The organism is Nocardia sp. CA-120079 (assembly GCF_050955745.1).
Classification (GTDB): Bacteria; Actinomycetota; Actinomycetes; order Mycobacteriales; family Mycobacteriaceae; genus Nocardia.
This window is the reverse complement of the sequence record NZ_CP192088.1, coordinates 6,080,057-6,104,494: the sequence shown is the minus strand read 5'-3', so window position 1 is coordinate 6,104,494 and position 24,438 is coordinate 6,080,057. Positions and strand designations below refer to the sequence as shown.

Annotated in this window: 15 protein-coding genes and 1 pseudogene; 4 read left to right on the top strand and 12 right to left on the bottom strand. The window is 66.4% G+C overall.

The window, feature by feature from the left end:
• Positions 1-252: 252 nt before the first annotated feature.
• Positions 253-849: a TetR/AcrR family transcriptional regulator gene (locus tag ACQPYR_RS28245; protein WP_433621976.1), complete on the bottom strand. Its 597-nt coding sequence runs from the start codon at positions 847-849 to the stop codon at positions 253-255.
• 63 nt (positions 850-912) lie between these two features.
• Between ACQPYR_RS28245 and ACQPYR_RS28240 the strand changes: the two genes are divergently transcribed.
• Positions 913-1,662, top strand: a complete 750-nt coding sequence (locus ACQPYR_RS28240) for a nuclear transport factor 2 family protein (RefSeq protein ID WP_433621975.1) — start codon at positions 913-915, stop codon at positions 1,660-1,662.
• Positions 1,663-1,814: 152 nt separating this feature from the next.
• On the opposite strand, the gene ACQPYR_RS28235 is transcribed toward ACQPYR_RS28240, so the two are convergent.
• From ACQPYR_RS28235 to ACQPYR_RS28225, 3 genes and pseudogenes are all read right to left on the bottom strand, one after another.
• On the bottom strand, positions 1,815-1,976 hold the full coding sequence (locus ACQPYR_RS28235; protein WP_433621974.1) for a hypothetical protein: 162 nt from the start codon (positions 1,974-1,976) through the stop codon (positions 1,815-1,817).
• Positions 1,977-2,227: 251 nt separating this feature from the next.
• A pseudogene (locus ACQPYR_RS28230) lies at positions 2,228-3,091 on the bottom strand (alpha/beta fold hydrolase).
• Between the two features lie 328 nt (positions 3,092-3,419).
• Entirely contained in the window at positions 3,420-4,646 is a 1,227-nt protein-coding gene (locus tag ACQPYR_RS28225; protein WP_433621973.1) for an MFS transporter, read from the bottom strand.
• Between the two features lie 88 nt (positions 4,647-4,734).
• Between ACQPYR_RS28225 and ACQPYR_RS28220 the strand changes: the two genes are divergently transcribed.
• Entirely contained in the window at positions 4,735-5,337 is a 603-nt protein-coding gene (locus ACQPYR_RS28220) for a TetR/AcrR family transcriptional regulator (RefSeq protein WP_433621972.1), read from the top strand.
• A 220-nt stretch (positions 5,338-5,557) separates the two neighbouring features.
• Here the strand turns inward: ACQPYR_RS28220 and ACQPYR_RS28215 are convergent, their stop codons facing one another.
• On the bottom strand, positions 5,558-10,129 hold the full coding sequence (locus ACQPYR_RS28215) for an HAD-IC family P-type ATPase (protein ID WP_433621971.1): 4,572 nt from the start codon (positions 10,127-10,129) through the stop codon (positions 5,558-5,560).
• Positions 10,129-10,524, bottom strand: coding sequence for a hypothetical protein (locus ACQPYR_RS28210; RefSeq protein ID WP_433621970.1), 396 nt, complete (start codon positions 10,522-10,524; stop codon positions 10,129-10,131). The genes ACQPYR_RS28215 and ACQPYR_RS28210 overlap by 1 nt, the downstream gene beginning before the upstream one ends.
• Positions 10,525-10,931: 407 nt before the next feature.
• On the opposite strand from ACQPYR_RS28210, the gene ACQPYR_RS28205 reads away from it, so the two are divergent.
• Together ACQPYR_RS28205 and ACQPYR_RS28200 are read left to right on the top strand one after the other, a co-directional pair.
• Complete coding sequence (locus ACQPYR_RS28205; protein ID WP_433621969.1) at positions 10,932-12,641, top strand: alpha-keto acid decarboxylase family protein; 1,710 nt, start codon at positions 10,932-10,934, stop codon at positions 12,639-12,641.
• 381 nt (positions 12,642-13,022) lie between these two features.
• Entirely contained in the window at positions 13,023-13,790 is a 768-nt protein-coding gene (locus ACQPYR_RS28200) for a pirin family protein (RefSeq protein WP_433621968.1), read from the top strand.
• 81 nt (positions 13,791-13,871) lie between these two features.
• Here the strand turns inward: ACQPYR_RS28200 and ppgK are convergent, their stop codons facing one another.
• The 6 genes from ppgK to ACQPYR_RS28170 form a co-directional block, all read right to left on the bottom strand.
• A complete protein-coding gene (gene ppgK, locus ACQPYR_RS28195; protein ID WP_433621967.1) occupies positions 13,872-14,714 on the bottom strand; it encodes a polyphosphate--glucose phosphotransferase in 843 nt (280 codons plus the stop codon).
• 649 nt (positions 14,715-15,363) lie between these two features.
• Complete coding sequence (locus tag ACQPYR_RS28190) at positions 15,364-17,931, bottom strand: glycosyl hydrolase family 28-related protein (protein WP_433621966.1); 2,568 nt, start codon at positions 17,929-17,931, stop codon at positions 15,364-15,366.
• Positions 17,932-18,564: 633 nt separating this feature from the next.
• Positions 18,565-19,257, bottom strand: a complete 693-nt coding sequence (locus ACQPYR_RS28185; protein WP_433621965.1) for a response regulator — start codon at positions 19,255-19,257, stop codon at positions 18,565-18,567.
• Entirely contained in the window at positions 19,254-20,489 is a 1,236-nt protein-coding gene (locus ACQPYR_RS28180) for a sensor histidine kinase (protein WP_433621964.1), read from the bottom strand. The genes ACQPYR_RS28185 and ACQPYR_RS28180 overlap by 4 nt, the downstream gene beginning before the upstream one ends.
• Positions 20,490-20,585: 96 nt before the next feature.
• Entirely contained in the window at positions 20,586-22,817 is a 2,232-nt protein-coding gene (locus ACQPYR_RS28175; protein ID WP_433621963.1) for an MMPL family transporter, read from the bottom strand.
• A gap of 321 nt (positions 22,818-23,138) precedes the next feature.
• Positions 23,139-23,984, bottom strand: coding sequence for a 3-hydroxybutyryl-CoA dehydrogenase (locus ACQPYR_RS28170; RefSeq protein WP_433621962.1), 846 nt, complete (start codon positions 23,982-23,984; stop codon positions 23,139-23,141).
• Between the last annotated feature and the right edge of the window lie 454 nt (positions 23,985-24,438).

The following is a 24,438-nucleotide window of genomic DNA, read 5'->3' as shown; positions in this document are numbered from 1 at the left end:
TCATGCCGGGCATTTCCGCTCAGCCAGTAGGCAGATCGCGGATCAGCACGTCGAATGTGGGTGCGTCGGGCCAGCCATAGAGCGTTTCGCCGAACCTCGCCGAACACGAGCCGGGGAAACAGGCTTGGGACGGCCGCCATCGGACAGACTTCATACCGTGCGCGAACGATGTTGGTCACGCGTGGGGCCAATGGTGGCCCGGATCGGGCCGAGTCGCCACTGGGTTCCGATGCTTGGGGTGCTGGTGTCGGGTCACATCGGGCAGGGGCGGGTGACGCCTGTCAATCGTTCGGCAACCGAGGCGACGTGTGCGACGAAGGCACCACGATCGTCGCCCAGATTGCCCTCGGTCCACTCGATGAAGAGCGAAATGATCGCACCCGACAGCGCGGAGTAGCGCATCCGGACCTTTGGATCGCCGGGGTCGCCCGTGACGATCCCGCCCAGGAGAAGCGGGCCGAATGCCGGGGCGAGGGCCCGAACGTGCATCCGAAGGCGCTGATCGGCGATCGGCTCGATCAGCAGGATCCGGCAGATTCGCGGATCGCGTTCCATCAGCTGGGCTGCGGCATCGATGATTCCGGTCAGGTTGTCGGCGAGAAGTGCCGGGCGCACCGCCTCTTCCAATTGAGACAGCGCGGCGCCATAGACGGCGTAGAGCAGAGCGTCCGTATCGACGAAATTCTCGTAGAAGAACTTCTGGCTCAATCCGGCTTCGCGGCATACCGCTCGCATGCCCAGGGCGGCAACTCCCTGGGTTCCGACCACCGTCATTCCGGCGTCGATCAGGCGAGAACGGCGGCCGGCGGTGCGATCCTCCGCAGATCTGCCGCCATAGCTCCTTGACACGAAACCACGATAACAGCGAGTATCGCATCTGGAAGCAGTTGGTTCCCGATTTCAGGAGAGTCGATGTTAAACGAGGCCAAGTTTCAAGAAGCGCTGGCTCGGCCGCGGTTGGCCCAACCCATCCCGCGCGTCCTGACCAACCGTGCCGAGCCGGTGCGGGTCCTCGACGAGTCCGAATTGTCCGCCATGACCTCGGCGTGGTTCGGCGAATACGAGGAGAAGATCGCCTTCTACCGCGAGCACGGCCTCGACATCGCCTGGACACTCGACTGGGCCAAGAAGTACTGGTGGAGCTGGCAGGCCCGGGACATGAGTTACAACCACGAGCTCTACGCCGAGGATCTCCGCTACAAGGACGTCACCACCATGGGCGCGACGATTGTGGGTCTCGACGAATTCGTGAAGTACAACTTCGCCTTCTTCGACGCCATCCCCGACTGGCGATACGACCCGATCCCCGGTCAGTCCTACGTCGACGTCGCACCCGACGGCACCGTGCGAATGGTGGTCAGATACTTCGGTTCCGGTCACCTCGTCGGTCCGCTGAAGCTGCACCCCTATGACGACAGGGCGATCTCGATTCCCGGTAACGGCGCGTTCGTGCAGTGCACCGCAGTCGATCGCTACACCTTCAACACGGATAATCTGATGGCTGAGGGGGAGACCCTCTACGACCTCATCGACGCGGTCCAGCTCGCCGGACTGCTGCCCGGTCCGTCGAGCAAGTCCTTCCGCCGGCTGATGCGAGGCGTAGCCGTGGCGACACGTGCGTCGTCGGCGTTGGGTCGGCTCGCTGGCCGCCGAGCGGGCTGAGGTGTGCACGGCGCCGACCGAGACTGGTAGTCGGCACGTGCGGGTATTCGCGAGATCGCTTCTCGCCCAACGACTGCGGCGTATCGAACAGTCGCGCAGCGGCATGAGCGTTCGATCAGCCCGATGATCTGCTAGGGCGATCGAATGGGTCGTCAGGTCACCGGAGGCGGCTGAATGAAGACGACGGAGTCCGGAACAGCACCGACCCGTGGTGGCGGAGTCCGCTGCTCGGGCTCCTGAGGTGCTGCCTCGGATGCCTCCGATTCGGCGGTGGTTGCGGGTTCGGCATCGTCGTTGGCTGGATCATCACTCATCGGCACTCCCTTCTCTATCGGAATCCTTTCCCCCGCACGAAGTATCGCAGCTCAGCGGTTGCCGACGGATGCACTTCGAACGCTCCGTTATCGGCGGTGAGGGCGCACTGTCGACGGGTGTACGGTGGTTCGGCCCGTTGACCTTGCCAGCCGGTCGGTCAGCGCGCCACAGAGACACTTGGCTGTTCGGAACCGCGCGCGTCGCGGCATTATGGTGCGTTCCCGGCTCGGGATGCCTCGCATCTGGGCGGTTACAGGGCGAGCATGGCGGCAGCGACCTGGTCGGTCGCGGCGTGGCGCAGGGCCGTACCCATGTCGTCGAGGACGAGTAGTCGTGCCCCGGGGATTTCGGCGGCGAGAGCTCGCCGTTGCCGACCGGGAAGAACGGGTCGGCGCGACCGTGCACCACGAGCGTGGGTATATCGAGCTCACCGAGCCGCTCCCGCCAGCGCGGGGCGCAGTCGATCCGGGAGAAAACCATCCCGAGCTGGTTCGCCTGGTGCACTGCGGGATCGCTCGACGGCGTCCGGTCCCACATCCGGGCCGCGGTCGCCCGCGCCTGCTGCGGATCGTTGCCCATCGGCTCGGCGCCCCCGGCGGCGAACGCCGCGACAGCGTCTCGGTCGGTCCAGTCCGGCAGCGGGCGGGAGAACAGCGCGCCCATGACCGCGGGGTCGTGGTCGGGCAGGTCCTCGTCGACCGGGCCCGGCGCGACCGGCCGGGTGCCGACGAGGGTCAGTGCGCAGAACAGGTCCGGGTGGTCCAGCGCGGCGACCTGAGCGACCATCCCACCGACTCCGACTCCACCGAGATGGGCGGTCCCGGCACCGAGCACCTCGACCAGCGCGGCCCGCGTCGGCGGCGAGATCGCGCAGGTCGTAGGCCGGGTTGTCCGGGTCGAGGGTCGTCGACGCGCCGGAGTCGCGTAGGTCGTAGCGGACCACGCGCCGCCCGCCCGAGGCGAGTCGCTCGCACAGCGCGTCGGGCCAGGACAACATCGTTGTGCCGCCGACCAGCAGGACCAGCGGATCGTCCGCGCGGCCGAAGCTCTCGATGCCCAGATCCACACCGTTGGCCCGCACCGAGGTCGTGCCCGATCGAAACGGTCTCGTCATGCCCTGGACTCCTGTCTGTCGGTACACCCAGAGGTATCGACGACAGATTCACCCGAAAGTCATCGGTGTAGCCGAGATCGTGTCCACACTCCGGCAATCGCCCGGAATTGCCGGGTAGGCCGGGTGCTTTGCTGCGCCCGGCCCCCTCAGAACCGGACGTGCACATTGCTATGCATCCGGCTCGAGCAAGCCCGTGGCGGGTGGTCGGCGTGCAGGAGTAGCTGGCTGCATCATGCGCAGCGACCTTGCTGGGCTTGCAGCAGCCGTAGCCGGGTGCTGTCGATGGGCAACCGTATTCCTTTGCGCCGCCGGGTGTTCCAGTAGTCGGTCAGGGCAGGGTTGTCGGGTGCGAGTCCCGGGTTTTCGCGGCACTCGCGAGGGGGCCACGGCCGGACCAGACAGCGAGTGTGGCCAAGGCCAGCAGCACACCGGCGAATACCAGAACTGCGGGCAGTGAGACGGCGTCGACGACCGCTCCGCCGGTCAGTGCGCCGAGCCCGATCGCCAGGTTGAACACCGCGACCCACAGGGCAGAGGCTGCTTCCACCGCCTTGGGAGCTGCCGTGATCATCCATGTCTGCAGGCTGACCGACACGCCGCCGAAGAACAGGCCCCATCCGATCAGCAGTATCACTGCGCCGATCGGGCCGTGCCCGAGCAGCGGGTAGACCAGCACCAGCACGGTCAGGCTGGTGGCGATGCCGAGCACGGCTCGGTGCAGGGCGCGTGCGAGGGCCGCGCCCGCGAGGAAGTTTCCGACGATGCCCGCCGCGCCGAATCCCAGCAGCAGGGGGCCGACGAACGCGGCATCGATTCCGGACAGCTGTTGCAGGATCGGCCCGACGAAGGTGTAGGCGGCGAAGTGCCCGGTCACGAGAAGAAATGTGGCCAGGATGCCGGCTCGTGCGCCGGGGTTGCGGAGTTGGTCGGCGAGTTGGCGCAGTCCGACCGGTTGCGTAGCGACCAGGGGTGGCAGGATGGCGGCCAGGACGAGGGACACCACCAGAGCCAGAATGCTCAGCGCCGCGAATGCGATACGCCAGCCCGCGAATTCGCCGAGTGCCGTCCCGAGTGAGACGCCGAGCACGTTCGCGGCCCCGACCCCGCCGAAGATGAGTGCGGTGGCTTTCGGCACGGCCTTCTCGGTCACCAGCCGCACGGCCAGGCCCGCGGCGACTGCCCAGAACCCGCCGATGGCGATGCCGACCAGCACTCGGGAGAGCAGCAGTATTCCGAAGTTGGGTGCCACCGCGGAGATCGCGTTGGCGGCGGTCATGAGTCCCATCAGCACGACGAGCAGCACCCGTCGATCGAGTCGACCGATGATCAGCGGAATCACCGGCGCCGCGAGGGCGGCCACGATACTGGCTCCGGTCACCATCGCACCGGCCGTGCCCTCGGAGACCTGCAGCGCCGGGCCGACCGCAGACAGCAGTCCGATCGGTAGCTGTTCGGCCGTCACCAGCAAAAACGTCCCGACCGCCACTGCGGACACGGCAGGCCAGCGATTCGTTTGCAGGACAACGGGATTGGTTGGGTGTTGCGTCGTGGTCAAAACCACTCCTCAATTTGGTAGCGATCGTTCCAATATGAAGCAGAGTAGTACGGTAACGATCGCTCCACAACTGTGGTAGGTTAGCGCTGTGGCACGTCCGCGGGAGTTCGACGAGCAGGAGGTGGTCGCCAAGGCGACCGCGTTGTTCCGGCGGCGCGGCTACCACGCCACCTCGGTGCGTGACCTAGGGGAAGAGCTGGATCTCAAGCCGAGCAGCCTGTACCGGACGTTCACCGACAAGCACACCCTGTTCCTGCGGGCGCTGGATCACTACCGCGCGCACGACTCGGCCGAAGCCAAACGCCGCCTCGAAGCGCCGGGTTCGTGCCGGGAAGCGTTGCGGGACTGGATGATCTGGATGATCACCGCGCCGCACGACGATGTCGCCGACGGGTGCTTCGTGGTCAACACCGCGACCGAACTCGGTACCACCGACAATGCCGTGCAGGAACGAATCGAGGCCGCTTTCGACGTCACCCGCGACACGCTCGAAACGGTGTTGCGCCGTGGCCACGCCACAGGTGAGCTGCCGGCCGATCTCGATATCGCCGCGGCAGTCGAATCCCTTTTCACCACGGTTCTGGGGTTGCGAGTCAGGGAACGTGCCCGCCACGAACCCGCTCGACTGATCGCCGCAATCGACTTCGCCATCCGCTCACTCGGCCCGGAACCCGAGCGCCACCGCTCCTGAGCTGTCCGCACAAGGCCGGCCGAACACAGCATGCCCGCGCTACGGCGACCATCCTGCAATCGGTATGAGGGTACGTTGAAGCGGCGCTACCGGGAGCCATGCAGCTACTGCTGAGCAGCCTCAACGCCGTGTGTCTCGACGCTTTATGCTGCTGCGTCAGTAAAGCTTCAAATCCCGCCATTCTGAATCGGCTGGCGCAGTTGGAATGTACGGCTCGGTGTCACGTGCTCTGGTCTGATCGCGGAAGGGGTTGGGATAGTGCGCGGCCGGCGATGAGCGCGGCGGTGGTGCCGGTTGCGGCGCAGCCGATCACGATCGACCAGGCTATCGGCCCGAGGGGTACGCAACCGAAGAACCGGTTCACTCCGGGGGTCATGATGATGGTGGCGAGGAGTGCGGAGCTGCCCGCCACGGTGGTCCAGACCAGGGGGCTGTGCCGGCCGATCACCAGGGTCTGGCCGAGCTGTGTGCCGACCAGGGCGGCCAGTGCCATGGTTTCCGCGCGGCGGCGGCGGCCGGTGGCGCGGCCGAGCAGCCAGGCCGCGCCGGCGCCGACGGTGGTGCAGGTGCCGCGTACGGCGACGGCTTGCAGGAAGTCGGTGCCGATGCCGGGTGGTGGTCCGAGTGTCGTATCGGCCGTGTCGGTGTCATCGGCGGGCCGGGTGTCTGCCAGGGTGATCGCCATTGCCGGACCGAGGTCGGTGAGCAGGTTGACCACCAGGAATTGGCGGGTGCCTATCGGGGCTCGACCGGACAGTAGTGTGCCAAGGACAGTGAACGCCACCTCACCAGCGTTGCCCCCGACCAGCACGCCGATCGCGTCGCGTACCCGCTGCCACATGCCGCGGCCCTCTGCCAGTGCCTCCTGCAGGACAGTGAGGTCGACGCCCTCGGTGAGGATCAGGTCAGCGGCCTCGCGGGCGGAGACCGATCCTCTGGCGGCCAGCCCGATCCCGACGTCGGCGGTGCGGATGGCGGCCGCGTCGTTGCTGCCGTCGCCTGCCATCGCCACTGTGTGCCCGCGCCGCTGGAGCGCGGAGACGATGCGTACTTTGTGTTCGGGTGATACCCGCGCGAAAACCGTTGCCTGCTCGATCAGTTCGGCTTGGCCGTCCTCGTCGAGTGCGTCCAGGTCGGCGCCGGTGGCCACAGTGTCGGCGCGGATGTTGAGTTGTTGGGCGACCGCGCGTGCGGTGATGGGGTGATCGCCGGTGATCATCCGCACGCTGATGTCGTTGCGGGCCAATTCGGCGAGCAGTTCCAGGGCCTGTGGGCGGGGGCTGTCGGCGATGCCGAGGAAGCCGAGGAGGGTGAGTTGCTCGATCTCTTCGGTGACGTCGTCGGGGGCCGCGGCGAAATCGCGGCGCGCGACCACCAGGACCCGCAGCCCTTGGGCGGCCAGTCGCCGCACCGCTGTCTCCGCGTGGCTTCGGCACTCGGGTGTGAACGGTGAAATCTGATGGCGGTCTTCGTCATCGATGCGCAGTATCTGGTCACAATGCGGCAGGAGCACTTCCGGGGCGCCTTTGACGGCCAGCCGGATGTGGCGGCCGGTGTTGCCGACTGTCGCGGAGTAGCCGCGGAAGCTCTCGAACGGCACCTCCTCGATGGGATCCCAGGTGTGGGGTGGTCTTTGGCCCAGGTGGGTGTGTGCTGCCTCCACGACGGCTTGGTCGGTGGCGTGTACCAGTGGGGTGTCTTCGGGGTCGGGGCAGGCGCGGGCGGCGGCGCGCAACAGCACCCGCGACCCTGGTGTGCTCGCGAAATGGTCGCTGTCCCACTGGTGGTCGAGGTCGGCAAGCGCGACGAGCCGTAACTGGCCCTCGGTGAGGGTGCCGGTCTTGTCGAAGCACATAGTGTCGATGCGGCCGAGTGCCTCGATGGTGCGGCTGGAGCGGACCAGCACGCCGTGTCGGGACAGGCGGCGGGTGGCGGCCAGTTGGGCGACCGTCGCCACCAGTGGTAACCCCTCGGGGACGGCGGCGACGGCGACGGCGAGACCGTCGGCCAGGGCCGGGCGCAGCGCTAGTCCACGCAGGAAACTGGTGACGGTGACAGCGGTTCCGCCGCCGAGGGTGAACGGCAGCACTCGTCCGGTCAGGCTGTGCAGCTGCTCCTGCACGCCGCCGGTGGGCGGTCGCCCGGCGGCGGCGAGGGCACGGCCGGCCTCGGTTCCGTTTCCGACCGCGACCACCACCGCGCGCGCCTCGCCGGTGACCACGATGCTGCCCTCGAACACCATGCTGGTGCGCTCTGCCAGCGCGGCGCCGGGTGTGGCGGGGGTTTGCTTTTCCACGGTCACCGATTCGCCGGTGAGCCCGGACTCGTCCACCTCCAGCCCATCGGTTTCCAGCAGCCGCGCATCGGCTGGGACTACCTCGCCGGTGGCGAGCGCGATCACATCGCCGGGTAGCAGATCGTCTGCGGGAGTTTCGATTTCGCCGTCTTCGGTGAGTCGTCGAGCGGTCAAGCGCTCGCCGAGCAGCAGTTTGTGCAGCGACAGTCGGGCGCGGCGGCGCTGCAGGGCCGAGGCTGTGGCGTTGAGCCCCAGCACCATGCCGACCAGCACCGCGTCGGTGGGCGAGCCCAGCAGCGCGGAGGCGACCGCGCCGACACCAAGCAGCGGTGTCATCGGATCGGCCAGCTCGCGGCGCACGTCTGTGACCAGATCGGCGAGAGTCTTTGCGGGCGTGGCCAATCGCTGTGAAATGCGGCTGGCGGCGGTGGTGACGTGCGAGCGAGGCAGCGGTGGCGGCCGGTGCGGGGCAGGCAGTCGGGCCAGCACCTCGTCCGGTTCCAGCGCATGCCACGGCACCAGCCGCACCTCGGCCGGTCCGGCCACGCGGGCGGCCCGGCGCGCGGAGTTCAGACCGGTGGCCCACCCCATCAAGGTGGCCGCCGCGACCGGGCTGGTGGCGCGCATTGCTCTGGCCTCAGCGGGACCGGAGGCGAGCAGCAGACCGCTGAGTGTGGCCGCCGACAGCGTCAGGACCCGGCCGCGCTCACTGACGTGGCGTGCTGGACCGGCGGCGGCGATTATCTGCTGTACCGAACTCAGATCCGGGCACAACACATCGGCCTGCCACGGGATCCGCGCCGGGGTGCCGGGGCTCAGGGTGGCGATACCGATTCCCAGATCGGCGGCACCTAGAGCGCGATGTGCGTCGGTGCTCACTGCCGCCACTACATGTCCTTGCTGCTGCAGTCGCTGTACCAGCTCGGACACCGACCCGCCTGCGCGCACGAATTCGTCTGCACTGCGCCGTAATTCGCCGGTGCCCTCGTCGCCGATAAGTACCACCCGCAGGCCGGCCTGTCGGGCGGTGGCCAAAAGTCCGGCCGCACCTGGATGTGGCTCGTTACCGATCAGCACCCGCCCGACCACACGTCGGTCCTCATGCAGCAGGTACCAGCGCGGGCCACCGAAATCATCTCGGGGGCCGGGATCGGTGTCGGTCGCCGGTGCTTGCGGGTCGTCGTCGGCAGCAACGCCCAGGTGCAGATTCTCCCGCTGGTGCCGAGGTGGTGGCGGGATGGGCAGTTTCTCACCGTTGCGCCACAGCAGACGTTGGGCGGCGCTCCATACGTGTTCGACTGGCCAGCTGTCGTGATGGGATTCGGCGTCGAGCACTACGGCCTGCTGACCGCGCAGGGCGTCCCGGTCGATGACCACTGCGGTTACCCGGTCCAGGCGGCGCCACATGAGCGGGTCGAGGGTCAGCACTCCGCGCGCGGCCATGAGGGTCGACAGGGCACCGGCGAAGGTCTCGCGACCGGCTCGAGCCGCCTTCGGCACGCCCGCGGCCACGGCGTCGGCGGCATCGGCGACGTCGCGGCCGCCGGTCAGTGTCGCAGCCGAGGCCAGTGCTGCTGCGCTGCTGACCTGGCTGGTGCAGTGCTCGATCGGTCCATGCGGCAGCGGTGCCGGCCGCGGTTCGGGTGGGTCGTATTCGTCTACGTCGGGCAGGTCCGGGTCGGCGATCAGCTGTTCCCAGCGCCGCCACTGCGCGAAGCGAGCGGTGGCCTCGACCAGCCGCACCGCCCGCTGCATCGCATCGGCACACAGACCGGTCACTTCCGAGTCCAGGGCCTGGCTCAGGGCGTTTCCGACCACGATCACAGTGTCGGCGCGGTGGCGGCCGAGCTGAGCTTCCAAGGCGCCGCGCAACCGCGGCTGTCCGTCCACCAATGCCACCGCGCCCCGGAGTACTTGGGCTGGCGGAGGCATGGGGAGCACTCGCCCGGTGACGGCCGCACCGATGCCGATGACATCGCCGGCCAGCTGCAGCGCCGAGGTCAGTACCGGCTCCCGATCGGAGGGGTGCTCGAACCGGCGGTTCCAAGGGGTGTCACTGGTTCCGGCAAGATCTTCGACACGTTCCAGGATCGTTTCCAGCTGTGCCGCAGACAGGCGTTGCGGGTTCGCGGTCACCGTGACCCGTCCAGTGGTGGCATTGACGTGGAACCAGCGCACTTCCGGTTCCTGCTCGAGGTGCTTGCGCACCAACTCGGCCACCCGAGCGTTCTGTGCCGACTGCAACCCGCGAACTTCGGCGTGAATACGGTTGGCATGCACCGTGATCCGCCGCTGCCTCCGCATCCGCCGCGGATCCACAAGGGCGCTCAGTTCCCGGCCGATGCCCTCGGTGAGTTCGGCGGCCATTTCGGCGACTGCTGGGTTCGTCAGCCGCGCTGCCACGGCGACCGGGCGCCGGAGCAATCCCAGCGTGGCCGCCGTCGCCGCCAGGGGCAGCCGGATCGGCGCAGTGGCCAAGCCCTGCAGAGACCCCATCACTTCGCGCGGGTTCGCGCCCGCGCAGAAGCGGTGGCGGTCTTCTTGGGCCGAGTACCTGTACGCCGCCGCGGCTGTGGCTTCTTGGCAGCGGCTTGCTTGCCGGATTCGGCTCTTGTGTGCCGCAGCAAGTAGGCCGCACCTGCGATCCCGCTCGCTGCCACCGCCACTGGCCATTCGACCAGCCCCGTCACACCCGCCACAACGACGCCGAGCACAGTCGCGGTCGATACGTCGATCCCACTACGAGCGCCGGAGACAGCGCCCTCGACCGTGCCGCGCGCTGCACCGGTAACCGCGCCGACCGCGGCTCCACCGGCCGCCTCGACCACATGGACGGTCGCCGATGCCGTAGCCCCCAGCTTTTCCACGGTGCCCGATGCAACGCTCATCATCCACACCCCAGTCGTAGTAGGTAGCGGTAAACTTCCCTCCTGCGGAAACCAGTGCGTTGCCAGCATACTCGTGATTCCATTTTCCTTGATCGCCGAATCAGTCCGCGCGGCGGAGACCGAAACGCGCGCGTTCGAGTCGCTCATCCCTGGCGCAGACGAAAAGGCGAGGTAAACGACGGCATCGGCACGGTCTTATAGATGCGGTGACGGAGTTCCAGCCACTCGATCCGTCTGAATTGCTAACAGATTGCTAACAGTGTTCATCGACTGTTCCCTGGCCGCCGCCCGGCCGGTGCGAGCCACGCGCTCGGACGTCTCCGCGGCGACTCGGAGTGTCGTCCCAGGCCTGGGTCGGCCAGTTCGAACCGATGACGTCACCGTGGCCCGATGATGATTCGGAGGAGCACATGATGTCTGAGCGCGAGATCCGACGAATGACGATCGGCGATTATCTGTTTCGCCGTCTAGCGGAGGCGGGGATAAACAACCTGTTCGGCGTCCCCGGCGACTACAACCTCGAATTGCTCCAACAACTCGAGGACGGCGGCACCATAAAATGGGTGGGCACTTGCGGCGAGCTGACCGCGTCCTACGCGGCGGATGGCTACGCGCGGCTCAATGGCATGGGCGCGCTGCTCGTGACGAACGCTGTAGGCGCAATGAGTGCGATCAACGGGGTCGCGGGCTGCTATGCCGAGCATGTTCCGGTGGTCTGCATCTGCGGGTCGGTTCCGCTGCGGTCCATCGATCGCGGCTTGGGAATGCATCACACGATGGCCGACGGGACCTGGGACCGCTTTCTCGGCGCCTTCGCGCAGGTGACTGCCGCGCAGGCCAGGCTGACCCCACGCAACGCGGTGCTCGAGATCGACCGGCTGATTCTCACCGCATGGCGGGAGAAACTGCCCGTGTACATGGAGGTGCCGTCCGACATCGCCTACCTCGACATCGAAGTTCCGACCGAGCCGCTGGCCCTCGAACAACCGTCCAGCGACCCCGAACGGTTGGCCTCGTGCATCGCCGCGGTCGCGCGCCAGTTGTCCGACGCAACGTCACCGGCGATTCTGGTGGATCTGGACGCCGACCGGTTCGGCGTCGCCGCCCAGGTCATGGAACTCGCTGTGAAAATGCAACTTCCGGTCGCGGTGAGCAGCACCGCCAAGGCGGTGATCGACGAGACATTCCCCTACTACTTCGGCGTCTACAACGGCAAGGCAAGTGCGCAGCACACCCTCGATGCGATCGAGACCAGCGACTGCCTACTCTGCATCGGCTACCGACCGATCGAAGTGACCACGGGCGACTTCACGGCCTCGCTGCCCGCCGACACGATCCACCTGCGGGGACACTCGGTCGACGTCGGCAATGACAACTACCAAGCGGTAACGCTCGCGGAAGTTCTCCGTGGCGTGATCGATGCGGTGCCGCACGTGACCGACCGCGCCACGAGCCGACCCAGGCACGCCGCGCCGCGCGTACACACCGACGGCTCTGCCAACCTGACACAGGCTGTGTACTGGCAGGCGATCCAGGACTACATCCGGCCCGGGGACGTGCTACTCGTTGACAACGGCACGTCATATGCCCTGTTCGGCCTGCAGTTCCCGCCCGACTGCACCTTCGTCGGATCGGTCAACTGGGGCTCGATCGGCTATTCCGTTGCCGCGCTGCTCGGCACGCTGACCGCAGCGCCGGAGCGGCGCCACCTGCTGTTCGTCGGCGACGGCTCATTCCAGCAGACCGCGCAGGAACTCTCGACCATCCTGCGATACGACCACAAGCCAGTGATCTTCCTGATCAACAACGGGGGATACACCATCGAGCGCGGCTACCTCGGCAAGACCGAGTCCTACAACGACATCGCCACGTGGGCATACGCGGATCTGCCGAAAGTGCTGCGCCCCGACACCACAGCACGGTCGTTCACCGCCGGAACTCCAGCGGAGCTGCACAATGCCCTGTCCGCACCCAATGACACGCTGATCTTCGTCGAATCCATCATGGATCCCCTCGATTCCCTCGCCCCGGTCACTTCCAGCAGCAACAGAGGAGCAGACCTCGACTATGGGCCGCGTGGCCCACAACACCACGAGGGTGCTCAGCTTCGACCCGTGTGACCCGCAAGAAGACGAAACGACAACGGCCCGACCACGCTCGAGCACATGGCACCACCACGTCCGCTGAGGCATGCGACGTTCTCCGGCGACGCATCCGCTCGTCCGCATCATCCGACATATTCCACCGCGCACCGAACGCAGCGGATGCGCTGGTAGCGAAGATAGACGACCCGGGATGACCACGGACTGTGGCCCTTCGGGTCGCGCCGCACAGTGGCCAAGTCCGGCCTTGGCGGACATGGCAACTAACAAGTTGGACACCACAACCGGGTGCGGTGTGATCGCTGGCGGAAATAGTTCCGCTCCGATGAAGGTTAGTTTCCATGGAAACCAAATTGCGGGTCGGCGACCAGCCGGGGCCGATCTTGGAGAGGGCACATCATGAGAACCATCGACTTGACTCCCACCGTCGACATCCGCCGCGCTGAGGACCGGTTCAGTTCCGACTTCGGCTGGCTGGATTCCAAGCACTCGTTCTCCTTCGGCCACCATCTCGACCAGGCCAACACTCATCATGGGCTGCTGCTGGTCAACAACGACGACGTCGTCGATCCCGGTATGGGGTTCGACACCCATCCACACCGCGACATGGAGATCGTCACGTGGGTGCTGGAGGGCTCGCTGGTCCACCAGGACTCCACCGGCCACAACGGCGTGATCTACCCCGGCCTGGCCCAGCGCATGAGCGCCGGCACCGGCATCCTGCACTCGGAGAAGAACGACTCGTGGCGGCTCAGCGGCGACGTCCACCAGGACCCGGTGCACTTCGTGCAGATGTGGGTGGTACCTGACGAGGCCGGTATCACCCCCGGTTACGAGCAGCTCGAGATCGAGGCGGAACTGCTGTCCGGTAGTCTGGTGCCGGTCGCTTCGGGTATGCGCGCACATGACGGCCACGCCGCGATCCGGATCCGGAACTCGCACGCGGCCATGTACGCCGCGCGGCTCGCTCCAGGACAGTCGGTGTACCTGCCCGACGCGCCGTTCCTGCACCTGTTCGTGGCCCGCGGTGCGGTGACACTGGAGGGTGCCGGCCCGCTGCATACCGGAGACGCCGTGCGCTTCACCGCTACCGGCGGCCAGCAGGTCACCGCGAGCGAGCCCGCCGAGATCCTGGTCTGGGAAATGCACGCCAGCGTCCAGTTCTGACCCTCGCTGCCTGTTCACCGTCAAGGGCAGGGATGTGACTTTCTCGCGTTCAACATCCACCACCACGCCGGGTCCCGCTGATCAAACCCAGCGAGGACGACCGCTGCCGCCGAGCGGGCTGGTTGCGCGCGTTGGATCGGCACGCGCAGCCACTGCTGCCCCGACGATCCCTGCGGTGTTCTGCAACGCGGCGGCCACCACCGGCGTGCGGTTCTTCAGCAACGGAATCCATTTGTCGCCCTTGCGGCTGACCCCGCCACCGGCGATGAACAGGTCGGGCGAGATCGCGTTTTCGATGGCGACCAGCACCTTCGTCACCTCCGGGGCCCATCGCTTGTAGCTCCAGGCGCGCCTTTCCTTGACCGACGCGGCGCCCCGACGCTCGGCTTCCATCCCGCCGACCTCGATATGACCGAATTCAGTATTGGGCAACAACACCCCGTTATGGATCACCGCCGAACCGATGCCGGTGCCGAATGTCAGCAGCACAATGACGCCGTCATTGTCCTTGCCGGCGCCGAACTGGACTTCGGCCAATCCCGCCGCGTCGGCGTCATTGAGCAGGGTCACCGGCTGTCCGCCGAGTTCGGCGCTGATCACCTCTTGGGCGTTCACCCCGATCCAAGACTTGTCGAGGTGCGCGGCGGTACGGGCTACGCCACCGGTGACCACACCCGGATAGGTGACACCGAGCGGCGCGTCCCACTGGAAGTGCTTCACCACCTCGCGGATCGTGTCGGCGAGTGCCTCCGGAGTGGCCGGCCGCGGGGTCGGGAGTTTGAAACGGTCGCCGATCAGCTGCCCGGTGCCGAGATCGACGACGCCGCCCTTCACGCCGCTACCGCCCACGTCGATGCCGAAGCCCCAGCGATGCGGCCTGGCCTGGCTCGGCGTTTCGGTGACCGAAGCAGTGGTATCGGTCATGGACCCTCCAGTACTGGCGCGGCCCGAGGTAGGCTCGCTCCACAGATTCCGGGCTGGTCGTTACCGTGGGTTTTCATCGAGTCCCTGGTCACGAATCGGATATCGAGGCAAAAATTTCGGCAGGCTGCCCGTTATTCCAACAAAAAGGGCGCAAAGGGTGCATTCACAACGGCACTGCCCGCTTCGGGCACCCCGCTGAACGGACACGGCGCATGTCAGGGACATACCCCAATACTGGTGGTGCACGTAACATCGAGCATCTATTGTCTCCCCCGCACCGGCATTCCTGCTACCTGCAAAAGCGGACGATCCCATTGCCGTATGCCAACACTGCAGTACCCGCGGTACTGCGGGTGAAAGCGTTCCCAACTCGACCGCGTCGATACCGATTGGTATCGACGCGATTTGTGGGTTAATGGGACGCGAAGAGCATCCCTGTGACATACGACCCGACATCGGAAGCTCTATTCACACGCCGTTGATCGGGTGCAGGAAACGCGCGCCGTGTTCGTCGGGATCGGTGTAGGACGAGTGTTTGCCCTGCCCGTCCGGATGCTGTTCCCGCCAGCGGGCCATGGTGGCCTTGCTGAGTGCGGTGACGATTCCGGCCGCACTGGCCTAGCTGTGATCGTGAAGCCGCAATCTGCGACTAGGCCGAGATCCCTTCGAGCGCATTCAGTTTCACGGTAAAGCCGACTACCGTCGCGCTCGGCGCGGTGCAGCGGACGACGATATTGCCTGCTGCGGTGACGATCTGGGGGACTGGCCAGCCTGACGGCACGGTCCCGCCGTCGGTGCCAGTGGAGCTGACCACCCGGGTGGTGTCCGACCATCCGGTGCCGCCGGTGAACGCCTGTTCCAATATCCACAGTGCGGCTTGGCCGTTCGGGCCGGTGGCGAGTACCTCGGCGCGGCAGCGCACGGTCCCGGTCGGTAGTGCCACTGTGGCCAGGTCGACCGACGCGCCCGGGGCGGGGGTGATGGTCGCCTGACGTTCCCGCTCGACGGCGCTCGGGGTGCCGGTCGCGGCTTCGATGGCGAATACCCAGTCGCGGGTGCCCTGCCATTGGGTAAACCCGGTGTCGGTGCTGGACACACAGCCGCCGACGAACGACAGTCGGGGGCGGTGTTGTGGCTGGGTCCACGGGATGTTCGGGTTGGTGGTGCGGCTGCCGATCATCCGCACCGGGAACGGCGCGGTCGCGCCGGAGAAGATGATGTGCGCCGGGGCCAATGCGCCGGGTTCGAACCCGCAGTTGATGAAGGTCGAATTGCCGTGGGAGATAATGCCGTTGGTGGTTATCGCGGAGTAGTCGATGACAACCGGCGGGCACGGCCGTCCGGTAGATTTGACCGCCTCGAATATCGAGGATTCGAAGGTGACCTCACCCATATTCGCGGTCATCACGCTGGCTTCCCGAACGTGCTTGTCCGGGGTCACCCGGCTCAGGTCTTCGTCGGTGATCGCGATTCCGGTGCCGTGGAAGTAGCTGCGGCGCTCACCATTCAGCAGGATCGGGACGATCGACTTCGTGCCCGCGCCGATGTACCAGTCCCGTGCGACGACCCCGACCTGGCCGGTGGCGGTGAATTCGTACTGGGCGGCTCTGGAGGTGTACCGCTTGATGTTCATCAGCCCGGTCTGGTCCAGTCCGATGCCGATTCGCTGTGCGCCGATCGACAGGTACTCCAGGCCGGTGAGGTAGCTGAAATTGTGCAGCCGGATTCCGTCCCTTGCGAAGATCTGCACACGCTCGATCAGTGAACCCGCGGCCACCTGGCCCTGGATGCCGATGCCGAGGGACTGGACGGTGATGTCGCGTATTTGCGCCGAGCACCACCCGGCTTGGTTGTCGCGCAGATACAGCAGATAGACCGGCATCGCGCTGTTGCTCTGGTACCAGGTGTACCCGACGGTGAATACGTCGACATCCCGGTCGAAATTTATGAGTAGCCGGGTGCGGCCCCGGTTGGTGGCGTCATCGGTGGGGAATTTCGCAGTCGGCGCGGTGAATTCGGGGCCGGTGATGGTGGCCCGGTCGGAAATACGGATCGAGTCGATGCGCCCGGTGAAGGATTTGAAAAACGGCGCGAAGGCGGGCCAACTGTTGCCACTGTAGATGCCGAGGTAGACGCCTTCCTCGACGGCTTGGGTCAACGTTGTGTTGGCTGAAGACTTGGGTTTCGCGGTATGCCGGGAGGTGGTGGCGCCCGGGTCGCCGATGTACAGCGACAACGTCGTTCCGTCCCATACAAGTCCGAGGTAGGTGGGGCGTCCGAGTGGGATGGGCGTTTTGTGCTCCACCGTCACATCTTCGGTGCCGATTCGTGCGGTGGCCGACACTGTGAACCCGCCCGGCGCCTCGATGAGGAACAGCCTGAAGGCGCTGTGTTTTGACTCGCTCGGCAGTCGCTTACCGGAGCTGGTGAGCACCGCACAGGCGCCTTTGACGGTGTCGGGTGCCACCGTGCATTCGATGGCGAATTCGGTTGCGCCATCGAGGTCGACGACGGCGGTGTCGCGCAGGTCGAGGGTGCAGGCCTCGCTCGAGTCGAGCACCCCGGCCCTGCCCGGCCCGGTCAGCAGCGCATCGCCGGTGGGTAGGTGCCCGCCGATCGGTGCCGACATGCAGATCGCGGGGCCGTGTCCGGTGAAGAACCGGATATCGGCCAGGTCCTTGTCCGCGCCGCGCAGTTCGATGCCGTTCAAATTGCCCAGGTAGATCGGTCGACTGGTCCGATAGTTGCCTGCCGGAAAGTACAGTGTGCCGCTGGTCAACGACCGCCGTGCCGCGTCGATGGCGGGCCAGTCGTCGCGGGACTGGTCGCCCCCGGCACCGAAGTCGCGCACATTGGCGAAGGTGTGGGTTATCCGGACGGTCAGCGTCCCTGCGGCATCGCACTGCCCGAGGACGAAATCCTCATCGGACACCGGTTTTTCCCGTGCGCACCGGCCGGTTTCGTCGACGATGACCGCGCCGGCGAGCCCCGCTCCGAGCCCAGTCGTCGCGGCGGGCACGGTGGTCCCTGCGGTGTAGTACTCCACTACCGCTCCGGCCGAGGCCGCAGCGACCGCTATGCCCACCGGCACAGTGCCTGCCAACAATGCCGCGCGCACGGCCTTGGTTACCGCCGTCGGATCAGTCGTGGACAAGGCCGGACACAGCACATCACCCGATGCGACATCAACGGTGACAACTGCTTTCGATGTAGCCATAGTGCAACTCCTCGCTGGCGGAATCTCTTCGGCTGCCAGCATCCGACGTCGATGTTTCACGCGACTCTCACCGGAATCTCACGGAGAACGCCAACGATCTGGCCCTCATTGCGGTCGGGGGGCCGTTGTCCGGCAGAATCCCCCCGGGCTTCGGGCTAGAGCCGCTTGACAGCCGAACCACGAGTTCGCTGACCGGAAGAGACTCGCCATCTTTCGGGAGTTGGGGTTCCGGCGTGCCATGCTGGCGGAGTGAAGTCCGCGGCGACGGAGATACTCGACATCCTCGATCAGGTGATGGCGATCGTGCAGGCCGGGCCGCAGGATACGAGCTGGCAATCTCGGTATGCGGATGGGGCGGAGGTCGTGGGCGATCTCACCGACCATTCCGAGCGGATTCGGCGAGGCGACACCAGTCGGTTGCCCGATCTGAAATTCCTGTTCGCCGCGACCGCCCGCTGTGTGAGATCGCGGCCAGCAGTGGGTGGTTGGCGGCTTACACGGTGTTGGGCAACCGGTTCGATCGGTCGTATGAGCGGGTCGCCTCAGCGTGACGCCGAATGGACAGTCCGGTGTCGAACGTGGTTGTGGGCGTAGCTGTACAGCTCCTGATCGTGCCGCATCGCCGGATGGATTTCAGGGGTGGCGGGTGCCGTCCTGCCGTGGCGGCTCGACGCGTACCAGCCCCGACTGGAAGGCGATTACCACGAGTTGGGCACGGTTCTGGACGCCCAGTTTCGACATGGCGCGCTGGACGTGGGTGCGGACGGTGAGTGGGCTGACGTACATCTTGTCGGCGATCTCCTCGTTGGACAGGCCTTCTGCGACCATGGCGAGGACTTCGCGTTCGCGGGTGGTGAGGACGTCGAGGGATTCGGCTGCGCTGATGCGGCTTTCGGGGCGGGCGAGATAGCGGGCGATCAGGGTGCGGGTCGCGGTCGGGGAGAGCAGGGCGTCACCCGCGGCGACGGCCCGGATGGATCGCAACAGTTCTTCGGGGCCTACGTCTTTGCCGAGGAATCCGCTGGCCCCGGCGCGAAGAGCCTGTGCCACATACTCGTCGAGTTCGAATGTGGTGAGGATCAGGACGCGGGTCGCGCGCAGGGCTGGATCGTCACAGATCTGCTGGGTCGCGGTGAGGCCGTCGACGCCGGGCATGCGGATGTCCATGACCACCACGTCTGGTTTGGCTGCTCGGGCCAGTTCGGCTGCCGCGCGCCCGTTTCCGGCGATGCCGACGACTTCCATGTCCTCGGCCGAATCGATCAGGAGCTGGAAGGTACCGGCCAGCAGGGCTTGATCGTCGGCCAGCAGTACCCGGATGGTCATGGCGTCTTGTCCTCGTGGTCAGGGGTTATGGGTGGGTCGAGCGGAAGTTCGGTGGTGACTTCGTAGCCGCCGTCCGGTCTGCGTCCGGCGTGTAGGTGGCCGCCGACGGAGATGGCGCGTTCGTTCATGCCGATCAGGCCGTAGCCCTGGCTGTCCGAATCCTGTTCGCCGCGATCGGGTTCGGGTAGTTTGCCGCCGTCGTCGGTGACACTGATCGTCAGCAATAGCCGGGAGTAGACGAGCCGCACCGTCGCCGCGGCGCTGCCCGCGTGTTTGGTGACATTGGTGAGTGCCTCCTGGATGATCCGGTACGCCGTCAAGTCCGCCCCGGGGGAGAGCGGCCGCGGCACCCCGGTGATCGACAGCGACAGGGTGAGGCCGGTTCGCTCGAAAGAGGTGAGCAGTTCGGATAATTGAGCCAGGCCGGGGGTCGGTTCCAGCGGGGCGTCGGAGTCGTCCTCGCGCAGCAATCCCACGGTGGCCTTGAGTTCCCGCAGTGCCGCGGAGGTGGTGCCGGCCAGTTGATCGAGCATTTCCTGTGCCTGATCCGGTTGGCTACCTAAAAGGTATGCGGCAGTGGAGGCTTGGGCGTGTGCGAGGGCCATGTGGTGGGCGACGATATCGTGCAGTTCGCGCGCGATCCGGAGCCGCTCCTCGCCGACTCGTTGCCGGGCCTCCTCTTCGCGGGTGCGTTCGGCGAGTTCTGCTCGCGCGTGCAGGGCCGCCAGGTAGTTGCGTCTGTTGCGCCCGGCTTCGGCGAACGCACCCGCCACCAGCACTCCGGCGATCAGCGAGATCCGTCCGCCGGTCAGCACCGGCGTGAAATTGTGGACAAGGGAGGTGCTCAACAAGGCCGCGCCCGAGACCACCGGTGCGATCTTGGCCGTGCGCAGATCCGATGACCACAGCCCGAGCGAGTATGCCGCGACGAAGGCCGCGCCCGCAGTGAAGATAGAGAGCTCGAAACCCAATGCGCCGATCGCGATACCGCAGGCGGTGGTGACCACCAGCACCGTAGACGGAGACCGTCGCCGCCACAGCAACGTGAGCGAGGCCATCGCCGACAATCCGAACACCGCGAGCGACGCCGGACGGACCACTACCGGACCCTGCCCGTGGCCCTCATCGGCCAACCGGCTCGCGTAAGTGGCCAGAGCGCACAGCAGAATGGCGATGATCACATCGACGGCACGGCTGTGCCGACGCGGCCATTGCGACCATTCGGCGGTCATGTGCGCACCTCCCTGTCGTTGAGAACCCTAATCGGCAGGGGCTCCGAAGCGACCGGTAGGCCGCCCAGCTGGGACGGCCTACCAGTGCGTTGCTATTCAGGCGTTGGCGGACTCTAGTTCCCGGACCGGCTCGACGGCCACGATTCGGTTCAGGCTCTCGCCCTCGACGTCCACGTTCGGCAGGATCTTGGCCAGCCACCGCGGCAGCCACCAGGCCTTGTCGCCGAGCAGTGCGAGCACGGCCGGGACCAGGGTCATCCGGACGATGAAGGCGTCGAAGAAGACCGCCGCCGCGAGCCCGAGCCCCATCATCTTGATCATCGGTTCGCCGCCGCCGATGAATCCGGCGAACACCGCGATCATGATGGCCGCCGCGGCCACCACCACCCGGCCGCTGTGCCGGAATCCGGTGACGATGGCGTTGTCCGCACTCTCGCCGTGGGCGAAGGCCTCACGCATTCGAGTGACGAGGAAGACCTCGTAGTCCATCGCGAGTCCGAACACCACGCCGATCAGGAAGATCGGCATCATGCTCATCACGGGCCCGGTCTGCTGAACTCCGATCAGGTTCGCCAGCCAACCCCACTGGAACACCGCGACGATCACACCGAACGCCGCACCGACCGACAGCAGGAAGCCGAGCGCTGCCTTGATCGGCACCGCGATCGAGCGGAACACGATCATCAGCAACAGAATCGCCAGCCCGACCACCACCGCGAGATACGGCAGCAGTGCGTCGGCCATCTTCTGCGAGACGTCGATATTCATGGCGGTCGCCCCGGTGACCAGTAGGGTCGCACCGGTGGCTGCCTTCAGATCGCCTGCCTCACCGCGTAGTGCGTGCACGAGATCCTTGGTCTCGACCGACGATGGACCCGTCGCGGGCACCACGGTGAGCATGGCGGCGTCACCGGCCTGATTGAACATCGCGGGCGACACCGAGACGACGCCCTCGGTCGCTGCCAGGGTCCTGGATACCTGCGCCAGCGCGGCCTTCGGATCGCCGACGCCCTGCACGTCCACGGCGATGGTGAGCGGACCGTTGAATCCGGGACCGAACCCCGCGGCGAGCGCATCGTAGGCGCGACGCTGCGTCGTCGAGGTCGGCTGCGATTCATCGCCGGGCATGCCGAGTTCGAGGCTCCGCACCGGCAAGGCCAGCACGCCCATACCGAGGAGGCCGATCAGCAGTACTGCCACCGGGCGGCGCACCACGAACGTGGCCCAGCGCGTGCCCACACCGGGCTTTTCCGCTTGAATCGGGTTGTCCGCCAGCGTATTTCCGTCGATCGATGTCTGCGCATCAGTGGTTTGCGCTTTGCGGAATGCCCGCGGCATAACCGCCCGCTGAAAGAATCCGAGCAGCGCGGGCAGCAGCGTCAGGGCAATCGCGACGGCGACGGCGACGGTGCCCGCCGCGGCCAGACCCATCTTGGTGAGGACGGGGATACCGACGACGGCCAGTCCAGCCAGTGCGATGACCACGGTGAGTCCGGCGAAAACCACCGCCGATCCGGCGGTCCCGACGGCGCGGCCCGCCGCTTCCTCGGCGCTGTATCCCTCGGCGCGTTCGGTTCGATACCGGGAGACGATGAACAGTGCGTAGTCGATACCGACCGCGAGCCCGATCATCATGGCCAGCGTGGTTGTGGTGGTGGACATGCCGATCGCCACGATCGCGGCAATACCGACGCCGATCCCGACCAGCGCGGTGAGCAAGGGCAGGCCGGCGGCTGCGAACGCGCCGAAGGTGATCATCAGGACGGCGGCCGCGATGGCGATGCCGATGACCTCGGTGGCGCCACCCATTTCGGGCTTGGCCTGGAGCGCGGACCCGCCGACCTCCACGGTGACCCCGGCGGCCTTGCCGCTGTCGACCGCGTCGGTGAGCGCTGACTTGGTGGCGTCGGTGAGGTTGTCGCTGGTCACGCCGTAGCTCACGGTCGCGTAGGCGGTCGTGCCGTTCTTACTGACCGCACCGGTCTGGAACGGGTCGAGTACGCCGGTCACCTGCGCACCGCCCGCCACGTTCGAGACGATCCTCTCGACCGCCGCCTTGTTCGGTTCGGAACCGATCTGCTGGCCGTCGGGTGCCACGAACACGATTCGCGCTTGTGCACCATCGGATTTGGTGCCGGGAAAGCGCTCGCCGAGCAGATCGAACGCCTGCTGGGATTCAGTGCCCGGGATCGAGAACGTATCCGGCGGGGCCGTCGGCGCATTGGCCGCCCCGGCCACCAGCGCGGCCATAACCCCCAACCAGAGCACGACAACCAGCCGCCGCTTCTCGAACGCGAACCGACCGAGCCGGTACAGGAATTTCGCCATGCCCCATGGTCGTTCGACGGCTCTGTAGTCGGCATCGTGCGATTGAAGGCCGTTGCGCGTACTGCGGATGCAGTACGCCCGCCCGCCACCTACTGCATCCGCAGGCCGGGGGCGAAACCCGATGACGACATTCGGTGAAGTCCGCGTGTTTTCGTGCTCGGAAAGGCAGGCTGTCCTGCACACCTACCATCCTGCGCCCTGACCGTCGTCTTCCGTCGGGTATCGAAATCGTTGACCGCCGTTGAATTCTCGCCATCGAGCAGCAGATTGCGTCGGTGGTGGCCGCCCGTACTCGTCGTGGGCGGCCGATTCCATGACGGATCAGTAGGTGTAGAAACCGCGGCCGGTCTTACGGCCCAGGTATCCGGCGTCGACCATGCGGCGCAGCAGCACCGGTGGTGCGTACTGGGGTTCGCCGAACTCGGCGTAGAGGGATTCGGCGACGGCGAGGGTGACATCCAGGCCGACGGTGTCGGTGAGGCGCAGCGGACCCATCGGGTGGGCGCAGCCGCTGACCATGCCCTCGTCGATGTCCTCGGCGCTGGCGAAGCCGGTTTCGAACATGCGGATCGCGTGGCACAGGTAGGGGATCAGCAGGGCGTTGACGATGAAGCCGGCCTGGTCCTTGGATTCGATGGTGCGCTTGCCCAGCACGTCGCGGGCGTAACCGGTCACCTTGTCGACGACCGCACGCTCGGTCTTGAGCGTCACGACGATCTCGACCAGCGGCAGTACCGGGACGGGGTTGAAGAAGTGCACACCCACCACCCGGCCCGGGTTGGCGGTGGCGTTGGCCAGCCGGATGACCGGGATCGAGGAGGTGTTGGTGGCAAGGATGGTCTCGGGGGAGACGATGGCATCGAGCTTGGTGAAGAAGTCGGCCTTGAGTGCTTCGATCTCCGGTGCGGCCTCGATGACCAGTTCGCGGTCGGCGAAATCGTCGATCGACGTGGTGAGCGTGATGTGGGCGCGGGCAGCGTCGGCGGCGGCCTGTTCAAGGCGCCCGGACTTCACCGCGCGGGCAAGGGAATTCTCGATACGCCCGACGGCGGCCTCGGCCGCCTCGGTGTCGCGTTCGAGAACCAGGACCGACCCGCCTGTGCGGGCGGCTACCTCGGCGATACCGGCACCCATGGTGCCGCCGCCGATCACGCCGATGCGTTCCACTTCGATTTCTCCTTGTACTCGATGTACTCGTGGACATCCTGCTAGACCGCCCGCACCCACCGTCGGGCGGGCGGGCACTGTGAGGTCTGATCAGCTGAAGTGAGTTCCCTTGGGGGAGCGCGGGCTATCGGCCGGCGACATCGCCTCGAGGTGGTTGATGGTCGGACTGCGCGCTGAGTGCTGCGGGTGCGTGGGCGGTGACAACGACAGCTTCGAGGCGGATTTGGCGTCGAGTTCGAACATGATCGCCTTCATGTACGCCTTTGTCTTCCAACGGCGCCGGCATGAGCTGACTCTGTGACTCGATAGCACCCGCCGTATCTGGGAGACCTTCAGGCATGCCTAGTGGATCAACCAGTCGGCAAGATCACCGGAGCCCAGCGCCTATAATTAATTAGATAGGCTAAGCAGTGTGGCGCGGCAATCGGAAATCTGCCAGCCGTGTGATTACTAC